14 protein-coding genes and 1 riboswitch are annotated in these 15,697 nt (G+C 35.7%); all 14 genes read right to left on the reverse strand.

The window, feature by feature from the left end:
* Positions 1–161: 161 nt before the first annotated feature.
* The gene (gene gpmI / locus P6940_RS01115; protein ID WP_277292932.1) at positions 162–1,697 is read right to left on the reverse strand and encodes a 2,3-bisphosphoglycerate-independent phosphoglycerate mutase; all 1,536 of its coding nucleotides are present in this window, start codon (positions 1,695–1,697) and stop codon (positions 162–164) included.
* A gap of 15 nt (positions 1,698–1,712) precedes the next feature.
* On the reverse strand, positions 1,713–2,474 hold the full coding sequence (gene tpiA / locus P6940_RS01120; RefSeq protein ID WP_277292933.1) for a triose-phosphate isomerase: 762 nt from the start codon (positions 2,472–2,474) through the stop codon (positions 1,713–1,715).
* 1 nt (position 2,475) lies between these two features.
* On the reverse strand, positions 2,476–3,654 hold the full coding sequence (locus P6940_RS01125) for a phosphoglycerate kinase (protein WP_277292934.1): 1,179 nt from the start codon (positions 3,652–3,654) through the stop codon (positions 2,476–2,478).
* An 80-nt stretch (positions 3,655–3,734) separates the two neighbouring features.
* Positions 3,735–4,745, reverse strand: coding sequence for a type I glyceraldehyde-3-phosphate dehydrogenase (gene gap / locus P6940_RS01130; RefSeq protein ID WP_277288622.1), 1,011 nt, complete (start codon positions 4,743–4,745; stop codon positions 3,735–3,737).
* Between the two features lie 67 nt (positions 4,746–4,812).
* Complete coding sequence (locus tag P6940_RS01135; RefSeq protein WP_277292935.1) at positions 4,813–5,838, reverse strand: sugar-binding transcriptional regulator; 1,026 nt, start codon at positions 5,836–5,838, stop codon at positions 4,813–4,815.
* A 136-nt stretch (positions 5,839–5,974) separates the two neighbouring features.
* Complete coding sequence (locus tag P6940_RS01140) at positions 5,975–7,273, reverse strand: amidohydrolase (protein WP_277292936.1); 1,299 nt, start codon at positions 7,271–7,273, stop codon at positions 5,975–5,977.
* A gap of 119 nt (positions 7,274–7,392) precedes the next feature.
* A complete protein-coding gene (locus P6940_RS01145) occupies positions 7,393–8,637 on the reverse strand; it encodes an adenosylhomocysteinase (protein WP_028257310.1) in 1,245 nt (414 codons plus the stop codon).
* A 137-nt stretch (positions 8,638–8,774) separates the two neighbouring features.
* Positions 8,775–9,824, reverse strand: a complete 1,050-nt coding sequence (mtnA, locus tag P6940_RS01150) for an S-methyl-5-thioribose-1-phosphate isomerase (RefSeq protein WP_277292937.1) — start codon at positions 9,822–9,824, stop codon at positions 8,775–8,777.
* Between the two features lie 13 nt (positions 9,825–9,837).
* Entirely contained in the window at positions 9,838–10,632 is a 795-nt protein-coding gene (mtnP, locus tag P6940_RS01155; protein WP_277292938.1) for an S-methyl-5'-thioadenosine phosphorylase, read from the reverse strand.
* Positions 10,633–10,974: 342 nt separating this feature from the next.
* Complete coding sequence (gene hslO, locus P6940_RS01160; RefSeq protein ID WP_277292939.1) at positions 10,975–11,844, reverse strand: Hsp33 family molecular chaperone HslO; 870 nt, start codon at positions 11,842–11,844, stop codon at positions 10,975–10,977.
* Positions 11,845–11,975: 131 nt separating this feature from the next.
* A complete protein-coding gene (gene ribE / locus P6940_RS01165) occupies positions 11,976–12,437 on the reverse strand; it encodes a 6,7-dimethyl-8-ribityllumazine synthase (RefSeq protein ID WP_028257306.1) in 462 nt (153 codons plus the stop codon).
* A 50-nt stretch (positions 12,438–12,487) separates the two neighbouring features.
* Positions 12,488–13,693 carry a bifunctional 3,4-dihydroxy-2-butanone-4-phosphate synthase/GTP cyclohydrolase II gene (locus P6940_RS01170; protein WP_277292940.1) on the reverse strand — a complete coding sequence of 402 codons (1,206 nt, stop codon included), beginning with the start codon at positions 13,691–13,693 and terminating at the stop codon, positions 12,488–12,490.
* A gap of 19 nt (positions 13,694–13,712) precedes the next feature.
* Complete coding sequence (locus tag P6940_RS01175) at positions 13,713–14,366, reverse strand: riboflavin synthase (protein WP_277292941.1); 654 nt, start codon at positions 14,364–14,366, stop codon at positions 13,713–13,715.
* Positions 14,339–15,475: a bifunctional diaminohydroxyphosphoribosylaminopyrimidine deaminase/5-amino-6-(5-phosphoribosylamino)uracil reductase RibD gene (ribD, locus tag P6940_RS01180; protein ID WP_277292942.1), complete on the reverse strand. Its 1,137-nt coding sequence runs from the start codon at positions 15,473–15,475 to the stop codon at positions 14,339–14,341. Before ribD ends, P6940_RS01175 begins: the two co-directional genes overlap by 28 nt.
* A gap of 74 nt (positions 15,476–15,549) precedes the next feature.
* Positions 15,550–15,679, reverse strand: a riboswitch (FMN riboswitch).
* Between the last annotated feature and the right edge of the window lie 18 nt (positions 15,680–15,697).

Below are 15,697 nucleotides of genomic sequence, written 5' to 3' on the forward strand. Positions count from 1 at the left end.
CACAAGGTTCACTATGGATTTTTTATGTGTTCAATTTCATTTTATAATTAAGCAATTATAAAAATTATTCATGCACTTTAATAAAACAGATAGTGTCATCTATTTAATAAAAAACTATAATGCCTATGTATCTATTATACGAAATATGCGTAGCTCCATCATCATTTATCTTGAACAAGTAAACTAGTTCCTGTCATATCAGAAGGTTGTTGAATCCCTGCTAATTCAAGAATTGTGGGAGCAATATCGCATAATGCACCTCTATGTAATGTACAAGATGCATGTTTATCACTTACTAATATAAATGGAACTAAGTTAGTAGTGTGTGCTGTATTAGGGCCACCCGTATTGTGATCAACCATAACTTCAGCATTACCGTGGTCAGCAGTAATTAATAAATCACCATCTATAGTTTGAATCGCCTTAGCAATTCGTCCTAAACAAGTATCGACTGCCGTAATTGCTTGTTTAGCGGCTTCAAAAACACCTGTATGTCCAACCATGTCTGGATTAGCAAAATTCAGGATAATTACATCATACAAATTTTTATTAATAGCCTCTATAACTCTATCGCAAACCTCATAGACACTCATTTCTGGTTTCATATCGTAGGTAGCGACTTTTGGTGAATTAACCAATATTCTATCTTCTAATTCCCAAGGTTCTTCTTTACCTCCATTAAAGAAATACGTTACATGTGCATATTTTTCTGTTTCTGCAATGCGTAATTGATGACATCCATGATGACTTAACACTTCACCTAATGTATTTTTTAACAAGCCCTTTGTATACACAATTTCTACAGGCAACGAATCTTCATATTTTGTCATGGTAGCCATGAAAATATGCTTTTGTCCACCTATTCTAGAAAAATCATCAAATGTATCTACTGTTAACGCCTTAGTAAGTTGTCTAGCACGATCAGGTCTAAAATTACAAAATAAAACGCTATCTCCATCGTTTATGGTGCCAGCATTATCAATAACAGTAGGAATTATAAATTCATCAGTAATGTTATTGTCATAAGAAGATTCTATAGCGTGTATAGCTGAAGTATCAAAATCTCCAATGCCATTCACCATGGCCTTATATACCTTTTCGATGCGTTCCCAACGATTATCACGGTCCATCCCATAATAACGCCCCCCAATGGTAGCAATCGATCCTAGACCTATAACACTCATAAAAGATTCTAAATCTTTTATATACGTACTAGCACTTTTAGGTGCCACATCACGCCCATCTAGCAACGCATGCACATATAGCTGTGTAACGCCTGCCTGCTTAGCCCCTTTAATAACAGCTTTCACATGCTCCAATGAACAATGTACATTACCATTAGAAATCAATCCAATAATATGTAATCTCCCCGTTTTTGCCTGTGCATATAATTTTTTGATAACTGGTTTATCATAAAACTCACCAGTTTCTGCATCGTTAGTAATACGAGTTAAATCTTGATATACAACACGCCCTGAACCAATATTTAAATGGCCTACTTCAGAATTTCCCATTTGTCCTTGTGGTAATCCAACGGCTAAGCCAGAAGCATCTAACATAGTATGAGGATAGGCATTCCAAAATGATGTGAAGTATTTTGGTTTTGCTTGTACAACAGCATTTGTTAAATCATTAGCATCACCAATCCCAAATCCATCCAAAATCGCTAGCATTACAGTCCGTTTTTCTTTTCTCATTTGATAGCCTCATTATTATATTGATAAAATAATATTCATAAATTCATCTGCATCTAATGACGCGCCACCAACGAGTGCTCCATCAATATTAGGCTTATGTAATAATGCCTTAGCATTATCACCTTTCACGCTACCACCATATTGAATACGCACAGAAGAAGCGACTTCATCATTAAACATAGTTTTTATCATATTTCTAATAGAGGAACATACCTCTTCTGCCTGTTCTGCTGTTGCAGTCATACCTGTACCAATAGCCCAAATCGGTTCATAGGCAATGATCATTTTAGATACTTCTTCACTTGATAACTCTTTTAATGCTGAAGTTAATTGATTCTTAATCCATGACAACGTTACATTCTTTTCTCGTTGCTCTAAACTCTCTCCTACACACAAAATAGGTGTCATTCCATAATGAAAAGCCGCCTTAATTTTTGCGTGAATATCGCTGTCACTTTCTTGAGCATATTCCCGTCTTTCAGAATGACCAATAATAACATAAGTACATCCTAATTCTGTCAACATAGGGGGAGAGATTTCACCAGTAAACGCTCCTTTATCGATAGCATGCATATTTTGAGCACCTAGTTGTATAGATGATCCATCTAGTAAATCAGTGACTGTACTCATAGCCGTAAAAGGAGGACATACCACAATATCACAACTTAGCTTATCTTTTTGTGAAGATATAGCTTTTTTAATAGCCTCAACTAATATAGTACTTTCTGTCACGGTACCATTCATTTTCCAATTACCAGCAATAATTTTTTTTCGCATCTTATACCTCTGCTAATGCGGCGATACCAGGAAGTTCTAATCCTTCTAAAAATTCCAAAGAAGCACCACCACCGGTAGAAATATGAGAAATTTTATCGGCCAACCCAGATTTCTTTATAGCCGATACAGAATCTCCTCCGCCAACAATTGTTGTACCGCTGGTTTCTGCTACCGCTTTTGCTATTTCATTAGTACCAGTAGCAAAGTTATCCATTTCGAAAACGCCCATTGGCCCATTCCATACAATTGTTTTCATCTGTTGGATAACCTCCGCATACATCTTACATGTCTTAGGACCTATATCAAGAATCATCCAACCATCTTCCACATCTTCTACAGATACTATTTTACGATTAGCATCATTAGAAAACGCATCCGCCACTACCACATCTACAGGTAATAACAACTTAGCGCAGTTATTATGTGCCTCCATACATAAATCACGTGCCACCTCATATTTATCAGTTTCAACTAATGAATTTCCTACAGGATTGCCACAGGCCCCAAGAAAAGTATTAGCCATACCGCCACCTATAATCATATAGTCAACTTTAGGTAATAAATTAGAGATAACAGAAATTTTATCACTCACTTTAGCTCCACCAATAATCGCAGCAAATGGTTTTTCTGGTCGCATTGTAGCTTTGCTTAAAAACATAATTTCTTTTTTTAATAATAACCCTGCTACCACAGGAATATACTTTGCGATACCGGCTACAGATGCATGTGCCCGATGGGATACACCAAAAGCATCATTAACTGCAAGATCCGCAAGACTTGCTAGTTCTTTTGCAAATGTTGGATCATTTTTTTCTTCCCCTACATGGTATCGTAAATTTTCTAATAAAACGATATCACCTTCATGCATAGCAGAAACAGTATCTTGCACCTTTTTACCAATACATTCATTAATAAATAGTACTGGTTTATTAAGTAATTCACCCAATCGTTTGGCACAAGGTGCTAATGTAAATTCTGGCTTACGTTCTCCTTTTGGACGGCCCAAATGAGACGCTAATACAATTTTACATCCTTTATCAATTAAAAATTGTATAGTTGGTATTGTAGCAGTGATACGTGTATCATCTGAAATACACCCATCTTGCAAAGGTACATTGAAATCAACTCGAACTAATACAGTTTTATGCCGTAAATCAATGTCTTCTATCGTTTGTTTCATATATATATCACCTTTATTATCATATACCTAAAAATAGTAGTTACTCATCCATCATATTTCTCGATAAATATAGCCGTTATTTATTCTAAACCAACACGTGCTATATAAGCAGCTAAATCTACTAAACGCAATGAATAGCCCCATTCATTATCATACCAAGCCACTACTTTAACTAAGTTATCTCCAATCACCATTGTTAAATCAGTATCAACGATAGAGCTTCTAGGATCACCATTAAAATCAGTGGATACCAATGGAATGTCAGATACACCTAAAATTCCCTTTAATTCGCCTTCTGCTGCTTTACGGAACGCATCATTAATTTCTTCTTTCGTAACATTTCTATTTAGTTCTACCGTTAAATCTGTAGCAGATACATTAGGTGTTGGTACACGTAGTGCAAATCCATCAAATTTACCTTTTAGTTCAGGCAAAACAAGCGCAACTGCTTTAGCCGCACCGGTAGTAGTAGGAATAATTGACAAGGCAGCAGCTCTAGCACGTCGTAAATCTTTATGACGTCCATCTAAAATACGTTGGTCATTTGTATAAGAATGTACAGTGGTCATCATACCACGTTTAATGCCAAAAGTATCACTCAAAACTTTTGCAAATGGTGCTAGGCAATTCGTAGTGCAGCTCGCATTGGAAATAACATGATGTTTCGATGGAATATAGTTTTTCTCATTCACACCCATAACAATGGTAATATCTTCATTTTTAGCTGGTGCAGAAATCAAAACTTTTTTAACAGTTCCACCAATATGAGCTTTAGCCTCTTCTGCTTTTCTAAACTTACCAGTACATTCAAGAACAATCTCTACACCATATTTAGACCAATCTAGTTCATCAATATTTCTTGTATGAAACACATGAATTTGTTTGCCATCCACAAACAATTCATCGCCTTTAGCATAAATTTCATTAGGAAGATTGCCATGTACAGAATCATATTTTAATTGAATCGCCGTACTTTCTGTAACACCAGTATCATTAATAGCAACTACTTCTACATCTGGATTTGTCATTGCTGCACGCATAGCACATTTACCAATACGACCAAAACCGTTAATACCAATTTTTACTGCCATTTTTATATCCTCCTAAATAATAACTATATAAAATACATATTATAAAATATGCTTATAGTAATCAATTCTATAAAATAGAAAGCAATTTAGCAATTTCTTCTGCTGCACTTTCATCAATAATAAGTGTTCCCCTCTTGCAGGCCCTCATAACGCCAATAATAGCGCGAGCTTTATGTTTTCCGCCTGCTACAGCAACTACATGATCAATAGTTTCTATATGCGATAAAGAGATTCCCACATTATTTGTGGCATATACAATTCTCCCATCGATAGCACAATATTGACCTAATGACTCACCAACAGCATGTTCTTCTTTCAATTTTTGTCGTTGTTCTAAAGAAATATGTCGTTGTTCTGCCATATGCATTGCTTCACCAATACCAAACATCATAATATTAGTTTGTTTCGATAACATAAGAATTTCTTTAATTTGTGGTTCCATTTCTGTCAATATCCGCAAGGACGCTGCTGAAAGTCCATCTGGCAAATGAAGCATTTTATAGGTACCATGAAATTTTTCTGCAATGACAGAAGAAATAACATTGGCCTGATATTCTACTCGCTCACCAATCCCACCTCTTGCAGGAATAATCGTAATAGGTAAATTCTTAGTAGGCAATGCTTCTGCTACCGCTGCCATAGTACTTCCGCCACTGACGGCCATTATTTGTCCCGGTTTAATAATTTCTTGTAAAACTTTAGAGGCACGATAGCCTAAATCTTTTAATATAGTTTCTCGCTCTTGTCCACTACTAGAAATGATAACACGGTCCAACTGTAATGCGTTACATATATTCTGCTCCAATTCACTGATTTTATTCAGTTCATGTAATGATGCAGATAATATTGGCAACAACTCCTCTCCTTCTTTAGAAAGTATCATCCCTTGTTGCGTAAATTCAATCAGTCCATTATCCTTCATAATTTCTACATGTGAACGTACTACACGTTCCGATAATTTACTCAACATAGCTAACATTCGTCTTCCAACAGGATGAGCGTACGAGATATGTGTCAGTAATAAATATCGTTCTTCAACGATTTTCATTAATTCTGGAGCTATTCGTTGATATATTTCTGATAAATCATTCACACTAAACCTCTATTCATACTTTAATTTCTTAAATGGACGTTTCACGTCCCGCAAAAAATAAAAAAAATAGAATATATCTCTAACCATATTGTACATGGTAGAGATATATTCTTCAAGTATATTTTACTATTATAGGTTAATGAGAAAAATATTCCTGTGCCTTTATGATTTCTGACCGTAATTTTTCTTCGTCAATGGTTAATAAACTTCTATCTTTCATAAGAATTTTTCCAGCTACAATAACAGTATTCGCATCTGATGAATTAGCCGCATATACTAATGAAGCCACATCGTTATAGCGAGGTAACCAATGTGCACCAGATACATCATACAAGACTATATCAGCTCTAAAACCTTCTTGTAATATGCCTAAGTCAGAATAATCAAGCGCCTTAGCACCATCAATGGTACCCATGTTCCATGCAACAGAGGCAGGAATCGCTTTTGGATTATATAAGCGAGCTTTATGAAGAGTAGCCGCTAATCTAACTTCTTCTAACATGTCTGCATTATTATTACTTGCTGATCCATCAGTGCCTAAACCTACTATGATTCCTTTGTCTTGCATTTCTGGTACAGGTGCAATGCCGCTTGCTAATTTTAAATTAGACTGAGGATTATGAGCCACACGTACACCTTTAGCGGCCATAATATCCATATCTTCTTCTGTTATATGTACACAGTGAGCTGCCAAGCAACCCATATCAAACAAACCTAACTCGTTCATATGGGCAATCGGTGTTTTACCTGTTTGTGAAATAACATTCTCTACTTCACCCTTAGTTTCACTCAAATGCATATGAATTTGTGCGCCAATTTCATGGCTAAGAGCAATTACTTTTTTCAAGTATTCATCTGGACAGGTATATGGTGCATGGGGCCCCAACATTACTTTTATACGATCATGATCATATCCATGCCAATCCATGAATAGTTGTTTATTCTCAACTAAAGCCGTTTCTGCTGTGGGAGCAACGCCCGCAAGTCCTCTTGACAGCACCGCTCTAATCCCCGTTTTAGCAACTTCTTGTGCCGTAGTATCCATGAAAAAATACATGTCGCTAAAACAAGTTGTTCCGCTACGCAACATTTCTGCTATGCCTAATTGCGTACCCCATTTTACATAATGATCTGTTAATTTAGCTTCCGTTGGCCAAATTGCATTTTCTAACCAATCCATAAGCTCCAAATCATCAGCATAATTACGAAATAATCCCATCGCAATATGTGTATGTGTGTTGATTAGGCCTGGTGTTGCTAATTGTCCATGTCCATCTAACACATCATTAGCAATAGTGCGTTCCTTTTCTTTTTCTTGTATATCATCTGCTGTTAACAGGCGACTGATATACCCATTATCGATGACTAAGGCACCATCTTTAATAATTGTATGACCACTCAAAATATTAATATTATGAATATATAATTGTCCCATTTAATTCACCCAATGCTTTACTGATAATTTTTATTACTATATCCCATAGAACTAGCAATACCTCTGGTATAGATAATCACTGACGTTAACATCTATAAAAGATCAATCACAATTGATTATTAATTTACTTTTGTCAAATAATCAATTTGTTCCTGTGTCAATGTATCGATAGCATATCCTAATGCAGCTAATTTTATACTAGCAATACGAATATCTAATTCATGTGGTAATACATATACTTTATTTTCCAATGTAGTGCTATGATTCATAATGTATTCTGCTGCTAATGCTTGCATAGCAAATGATAAGTCCATCACTTCCGCTGCATGTCCATCACCGGCTGCCAAATTAACCAAACGACCTTCAGCTAATAAATATAATCGAACACCATTTTTCATAGTATAGCATTCAATATTTTTTCTCACATTATGATGTTCCACCGCTAGTTCTTTTAACTCAACACCATTTACTTCGCAATCAAAGTGTCCTGCATTACACATAATGGCTCCATCTTTCATAGTTTCAAAATGATGCTTGCGAATGACATCTTTACATCCTGTGACAGTAATGAAAATATCACCAATTTTAGCCGCTTCATCCATTGGCAAAACTTTAAATCCATCAAAAATAGCTTCGATAGCTTTAATAGGATCTACTTCTGTAACATATACATGTGCACCAAGACCTTTAGCACGCATAGCCACACCTTTACCGCACCAACCATAACCGGCGACAACTACATTTTTCCCCGCTACAATTAAGTTAGTGGTTCTCATTATGCCATCCCACACAGATTGACCTGTACCATATCGATTATCAAATAAATATTTACAATACGAATCATTAACAGCAATCATGGGGAATGTCAATTGATTAGCATGTTCTAACGCATATAAACGATGAACGCCAGTCGTTGTTTCTTCTGCACCACCAATTAATCGTTCCTTTGCATCTTGTCGTGTAGTATGCAATAAGTTTACTAAATCGCCCCCATCATCAATGATAATATGTGGTTTATGATCTAACGCTTTATTGAGGAACATAAAGTATTCTTCTTCTGTGCAATCATGCCATGCATAAACAGTTAAGCCCATATCTACTAAACCTGCAGCTACATCATCTTGTGTAGATAACGGATTAGAACCAGTAACTATAACTTCAGCACCCGCTTTAGCAAACACAGTAGCTAAATACGCAGTCTTAGCTTCCAAATGAACGCTAACTACAACGGTTTTCCCCTTAAATGTTTGATTCTTAGTAAATTCTTCTGCTAATTCATTTAAGGCAGGCATAAAATTAGCAACCCAATCAATTTTCTTTCTACCTTCAACAGCCAAGTTAATATCTTTAATTAGAGATTTCATAGTTACATTGCATAATACGGAAGAAAATATTGTATTATGCACTCCTTTCTTTTATAAATTACTATACTATCTATTACTGAATGGTACAAATAAATTTAATTAATAGTGTCTATCTAGTTAATTAATAATTATATTAATTACATACACCCTTTTTGTAATGCACTAATGGACTCTCTATAATCAGGCTGCAATACGCCTTGTTCTGTAATAATAGCAGTTACTAATTCATGTGGTGTTACATCAAAGGCAGGGTTGAGTACATCAACACCTAGGGGAGCTACATTTTTTCCATATAAAGATGTCACTTCTTCATCAGATCTCATTTCAATAGGAATTTGTGTACCATCTTGTAATGTAAAGTCAAATGTACTATACGGAGCGGCTACATAAAATGGGATATCATGCGCTTTTGCCAATACGGCTACACCATAAGTGCCAATTTTATTAGCCACATCTCCATTGGTAGTAATGCGATCTGCTCCTACAATAACGGCATCAATGAATCCTTGTTGCATAGCATAGGCCGCCATACTATCTGTTTGCAAGGTAATCGGAATGCCTTCTTCATATAATTCAAAACTAGTCAGTCGTGCTCCTTGTAAGAGAGGGCGAGTTTCATCAGCATATACGCGTTCTAATTGTCCATTCTTATGAAGTTTTCGAATAACTCCTAGTGCTGTACCTATACCGGCTGTCGCTAAGGCACCTGCATTACAATGCGTTAAAATTCTCACACCTCTCTTTCCTTCAAATAGAGTAAGCCCATTTTCTCCAATCGCTTCATTTAACGCTTTATCTTCCTCTTCAATAACGATTGCTTCTTGCTCGATACTATTAATCACATCAGAAAATATTCCTACATGATTTTCAACTTTTTGTAATATACGTTCTATTGCCCATGCTAAATTAATAGCCGTAGGTCTAGACTCTTTCAGTATACATGCATTATGAATAAATGCTTCTAATTTATCTTTATAGGAACCGTCTTTAGTGTCTACTTCTCGCGCTACTAATACTAATGCATATGCAGCTGCCACTCCAATAGCTGGTGCGCCTCTAACACGCAACATTTTAATAGCTTCTACCACAGACCTCCAATCAGTACAATGAATATATTCAACTGTACTAGGAAGCTTTGATTGATCAAGTAAAACAAGCTCCTTGCCATTCCACGTAATAGGTTTCATGCTACAAATCCTCTTATAATTTAAAGCCACCATATTCACTCATGCGATGATGGCAATCATATACCACATTAGGATCTAATTGATCAATCACCTGCATAATCAGTTTTTTCAAATTCTCTGCTGATGCATCCATCATTTCTAACACTTCATGATGTGTTAAAACTGTTTTAGAAATACCTGCTGCATAATTAGTAATCATTGAAATTGTAGCATATGCAATTTCCGCTTCATTAGCTAAATTTACTTCCGGTACATTTGTCATTCCCACTGTATCGCCACCTAATAAAGCAAACATCTTAATTTCTGCAGGTGTTTCAAAGCGTGGTCCTTCTGTGCACACGTAGGTACCACCATTATGCATTTGAAGTCCTAAAGCAAGCCCTTCTTTCATAATAATTTCTCTAAGTTCTGGACAATACGGATTCGTCACGTCCAAATGAGCTACACCACGTTCATTTCCATCATAAAATGTAGTGATACGAGATTTTGTAAAATCTAAAAATTGATCCGTTAACACAAAATCTCCTGGTTTAAATTCTTCAGTAAGTGAACCGACTGCCGTAGTAGATATGATAAAAGTAACTCCTAGTTTTTTCAATCCCCAAATATTAGCTCTATAATTGATTAAATGGGGCGGAATGGAATGTCCTTTTCCATGTCTAGCTAAAAAGATAATTGTTTTATCTTTATAAGTACCTTCTGTATAGTGAATATCACCATAAGGTGTTTTCAACGACTTATCCTGAACACTAGTAAATATGGATGGGTCATACACACCTGTACCACCAATAATTGCAATCATACTCATATTATCACCTCAAACTAAATTAAATAAGTAATATCATCAAATATATACTATTATACCGCGTTATCAACAATTACAATACAAGCTATGCACTAAAGTAGCTATATTATATTATTGCTATCTACATCTATATATTACTACATAAAGTATTTCAAAACTGATTCACTGCATATTCTTTCACAAATTCTTATGTCAAACACCAATATAATACTGCATAGCTTTACCAATTAATGACATCTATATCTATTCCATGTCTCTATAACAACATACTATCTTCCTGATAAAGTTATACAGATTTTATAAATTCCTGTATCAACAAGCTTAGAATATGAATAGATATGTCTTCTATTCATTAAGCTTGAAAAGTTCTTTCAATTCATTCTGTGAAAAATGATATGTTTCATTGCAATAATGGCAAACTAATTCAGTAGTTGCATCCTCTAATAATGCCATTTTATCTGCTTTCGATAATGAAAGAAGGGCTTTTTCAAATCGTTCCTTATTACACGTGCATTGAAAGGATACATCATGATGATAGACTTCGTGAAAATCCATAGGAGCTAAAATTTTTTCTACTAATCCCTCTCCATCTGGATATTCTTTTAAAAACGCAGAGATAGATCCAATTTGATTAATATGCTCTTCAATCACTGCTAACACTTCATCGTTAGCATCTGGTAACGCTTGCACTAAAAATCCGCCTGCAGCTATAGTATGTCCATCAGCATCAAGTAAGACCCCCAAATTGATAGTTGAAGGTATTTGTTCAGACACATATAAGTAATACGCCAAATCATCTGCTATCTCACCAGAGTGCAAAGGACTGCTAGAGGAATAATTTTGTTTTAATTTAGTAAATCGTGTTACTTTTACCTCGCCATCAGTACCAACCACATGTCCTACATCTAATTTTCCTTTTCCTTGTAATGGCACTTCAATATGTGGATGATCCACGTAACCACGTACAGTATTGTCTGCGAAGGCATCCACATGAACAACACCTAACGGTCCCTTTCCATCTAATCGAATGCTTATGTTCTCTTTATTTTTAAAGTCACTCGCCATTAATAAGGCTCCGGTCATAGTGCGACCTAATGCAGCTGTCGCCACTGGCCACAAATCATGTCTTTTTCTTGCCTCATCTACGGTATTGGTTGTCACTGCAACAGACAATCTCACGCCATCTGTCGTAGTATATCGTTTAATATAATCCATAGTATATCCTACTCCTATACTAATACGGTGTTTCACTAAATCCATTAACATAAAAGGTATTATATAATAAGACACCTTATAATTGACAATCAGCACTAGCCTTTATCACATTATAAGGTGTTATATATTAATTACCCAATTGTATCTAATAGATTTACCATTTCAATAGCCCCCATAGCACAATCGAACCCTTTATTTCCCGCTTTAGTACCAGCTCTTTCAATTGCTTGTTCAATATTTTCTGTTGTTAAGATGCCGAACATAACAGGTACTCCAGTATCTAAACTAATATGTGCGATTCCTTTTGATACTTCCGCACAAACATAATCATAATGAGTAGTAGCACCGCGAATAACAGCACCTACACAAATAACTGCATCATACTTGCCACTTTCTGCTACTTTTTTAGCAATTAAAGGAATTTCAAATGCACCTGGTACCCAAATAGTTGTAATATCCTCTTCCGACACATCATGTCGTATTAAAGCATCCATAGCACCTGCAATTAATTTTGTAGTAATAAACTCATTAAACCGAGAGCCAATAATAGCAAATTTTTTATTTGTTCCTACTAAATTACCTGTTTGTAACATATATCCTCCTATATTTCCAGCAAATACAATTATAGTCCATACCTATTAATTTATATCTCTAATTGATGTCCCATTTTTTCTGTTTTTGTTTTTAAATATCCTGCATTAATATTATTAGCTTTAATAATCAATGGAATACGTTTAGATATCTTAATTCCCCAATGCTCAATTCCTTGGCGCTTAGTTGGATTATTTGTTAATAATTGAATGCTTTTGATACCAAAATAGCGAATAATTTGGGCTGCAATTGAATATTCACGCATATCTGCAGGAAACCCCAATTTTTCATTAGCTTCTACCGTATCATAACCTTGCTCTTGTAATGCATAGGCTTTAATTTTATTGGTCAACCCAATGCCTCTGCCCTCTTGTCTCATATACACTACAACACCTTGTCCGGCTTCATCAATTTTTCGTAACGCCCGTTCTAATTGCTCTCCACAATCACAACGTTTAGATCCAAAAACATCACCTGTTAAGCATTCAGAATGTACTCGTAATAATACATTTTCTTGACTAGTAACATCCCCTTTAACAATCGCCAAATGTTCTTTATTATCTAAGGCATTTTTAAATACATAAATATCAAAATCCCCAAACTTAGTAGGCAATTTGGACTTTGCTCCCAATGAAATAATAGATTCATGCTGTTTTCTATATTCAATTAAGTCTGCCACACTGCATATTTTCAAATTATGTTTCTTTGCAAACTGTAATAAATCATCAAGTCGTGCCATATGCCCGTCATCATTAGTAATTTCACAAATCGTCGTTGCTTCTTGTAACCCTGCTAATCGGCAAAGATCAACCGATGCTTCCGTATGACCTTGGCGAACTAACACACCACCCTCTTTATACTGTAAGGGAAATACATGGCCTGGCCGTCTAAAATCAGCAGGTTTCGCCTTTGGATTTAATAATTCACGAATTGTATGCGCTCGTTCTGCTGGAGATACACCTGTTGTTGTGTCCACATGATCTACCGTTACAGTAAATGCTGTTTCATGATTATCCGTATTTTTTTCCACCATTGCACCAATACCAAGTGCTTCAAGTCTCTCTGCTCGCATTGGTGTACATACAATACCACGAGCTTCTTTAACCATAAAATTGATACTTTCTGTAGTAGCAAATTCAGCGGCAATAACGAGATCGCCTTCATTCTCTCTATTTTCATCATCTACTACAATAATTAAATGCCCTTGTCGTAATTCCTCTAATACTTCTGGAATTGTATTAAATACTTCTTTACCCATAGGTTTTCTCCTCATATATTTATATAAATCCATTTTCACACAATAGCGCTTTAGTAACAGTCGTCTTCGATGTATCTTTTTGAGTATCACTTCTTAGAAAATGTTTAATGTAACGCCCTACTATATCTGTTTCTAAATTAACAAATGTCCCCTTATGCATATTTGATAAAATAGTTTCTGAAATAGTATGAGGAATAATCGATACTTGAAAGAACGTATTTTCTTTCTTTGATACTGTTAAACTAACCCCATCAATAGTAATTGACCCTTTATAAATAATATACTCCAAAATAGTTGGACTTGTTTTAATCGTAAAAATAAATGATTGATCTATTTGTTGAATGTCAACAATTTGTCCAGTCCCATCTATATGTCCAGCTACCATATGGCCCCCAAATCGGCCTGTAGCAGCCATAGCCCTTTCTAAGTTTACATTCATACCAGCTTTACATGTTGCCAGCGTAGTCATCTTAACAGATTCTGGCATCACATCCGCTACAAAATGCTTATTTTGAAAGCTTGTAACTGTTAAGCAAACACCATTAACAGCAATGGAGTCACCTACATACATATCCTCAAAAATACGGTTTCCAGAAATAGTAATTTGCAAAGACTTCGCACGTTTATATACTGATTCGATCTTACCTACTTCTTCAATGATTCCTGTAAACATAATCGTCCTCGTCTTTCCTTCTCATAAGCAATAATTTTTATATTATTTCCTAATAACATTACTTTCTCATATGCTAATGAAAGGGAATCTGACAAATGTACTAGATGACTACCACTAAATGCATTCAAGGCAAATTCATCTCCCATAATTTTATCACCTATATAAATAACAAATTTATTTATATACTGTTCTTGCATATAAGAACTAATGATTCTCGACCCTCCTTCAATTAATACAGACACATATTGACGCTTTCCCAATTCCTCTAGTATCTCTGCCCAGCATAGTCCGTGAGTATCCTCTTGGACCATAACCACATCAACTCCTATATCAATAAGTCGCTGTCTATCTGATAACTTAGAGTTTGGCCCAACAAAAATCAATATATTTCTAGATGTTTCTGTAAATATATTGGCATTACTCGGTGTTCGTCCACGACTATCAAGAATAATAACATCCGGCTGATGCGGTGTTTTTATCGTCTTAGAACGACAAGTTAACTGTGGGTTATCTGCCAAAATAGTCCCAATGCCGACTAGAATAGCGTCATGGTTAGCACGAAGTTCATGTGAATCTATACGTGCTTCATCATTAGTGATCCATTTAGATTCTCCATATCTCGTAGCAATTTTGCCATCTAATGTCATAGCTGATTTAACAGTAATAAATGGCTTCCCTTTTTGTATATAATAAAAAAATGCTTCATTTAAATCAGCACATGCCTTAGCCATAACTCCCACATGTACTTCTATGCCAGCTTGTTCTAACAATGCCACCCCCTTACCGGATACCAACGGATTAGGATCAAGTGTACCAATGACGACTCGTCGTATACCCGATTCAATAACTCGTTTAGCACACGGAGGTGTTCTTCCATAATGCGAACAAGGTTCTAAGGTTACATATAATGTGGCATCTTTACTCTCTTTCCCTGCCTCATTAAGAGCATGAATTTCCGCATGAGGCGTACCAGCTTTATGATGATATCCTCGGCCTATAATTTGACCACCTTTTACAATAACCGCTCCCACTAAGGGATTAGGAGATGTATATCCTGTTGCTTTTTTTGCCAAATCAATAGCTATCTTCATATATTCTGTATCTATCATGACACATCATCTCCTATAAAAAAAAGAGGCTACTATATAATAGCCTCTTTAAAATTACACACTAATACATGCAATTGTGTCTTTTCTCATCCAGACTTTACTGTCGGTTACGGAATTGCACCGTATCGTGCCATCACAGGCTTGCGGACTATCACCGCCGGTTAGGAATTGATATAACTATCTCACCTGACCTCAAAGACTATATATAACTATGACCCTATA

This window comes from Veillonella montpellierensis (genome assembly GCF_947090115.1).
Classification (GTDB): Bacteria; Bacillota; Negativicutes; order Veillonellales; family Veillonellaceae; genus Veillonella; species Veillonella montpellierensis.

What these genes read in the sequence shown, in the direction of transcription:
- gpmI (WP_277292932.1), bottom strand. Translation starts at nt 1,697, where the DNA reads ATGAGAAAAGAAAAACGGACTGTAATGCTAGCGATTTTGGATGGATTT.
- tpiA (WP_277292933.1), bottom strand. Translation starts at nt 2,474, where the DNA reads ATGCGAAAAAAAATTATTGCTGGTAATTGGAAAATGAATGGTACCGTG.
- P6940_RS01125 (WP_277292934.1), bottom strand. Translation starts at nt 3,654, where the DNA reads ATGAAACAAACGATAGAAGACATTGATTTACGGCATAAAACTGTATTA.
- gap (WP_277288622.1), bottom strand. Translation starts at nt 4,745, where the DNA reads ATGGCAGTAAAAATTGGTATTAACGGTTTTGGTCGTATTGGTAAATGT.
- P6940_RS01140 (WP_277292936.1), bottom strand. Translation starts at nt 7,273, where the DNA reads ATGGGACAATTATATATTCATAATATTAATATTTTGAGTGGTCATACA.
- P6940_RS01145 (WP_028257310.1), bottom strand. Translation starts at nt 8,637, where the DNA reads ATGAAATCTCTAATTAAAGATATTAACTTGGCTGTTGAAGGTAGAAAG.
- mtnA (WP_277292937.1), bottom strand. Translation starts at nt 9,824, where the DNA reads ATGAAACCTATTACGTGGAATGGCAAGGAGCTTGTTTTACTTGATCAA.
- mtnP (WP_277292938.1), bottom strand. Translation starts at nt 10,632, where the DNA reads ATGAGTATGATTGCAATTATTGGTGGTACAGGTGTGTATGACCCATCC.
- hslO (WP_277292939.1), bottom strand. Translation starts at nt 11,844, where the DNA reads ATGGATTATATTAAACGATATACTACGACAGATGGCGTGAGATTGTCT.
- ribE (WP_028257306.1), bottom strand. Translation starts at nt 12,437, where the DNA reads ATGTTACAAACAGGTAATTTAGTAGGAACAAATAAAAAATTTGCTATT.
- P6940_RS01170 (WP_277292940.1), bottom strand. Translation starts at nt 13,693, where the DNA reads ATGGGTAAAGAAGTATTTAATACAATTCCAGAAGTATTAGAGGAATTA.
- P6940_RS01175 (WP_277292941.1), bottom strand. Translation starts at nt 14,366, where the DNA reads ATGTTTACAGGAATCATTGAAGAAGTAGGTAAGATCGAATCAGTATAT.
- ribD (WP_277292942.1), bottom strand. Translation starts at nt 15,475, where the DNA reads ATGATAGATACAGAATATATGAAGATAGCTATTGATTTGGCAAAAAAA.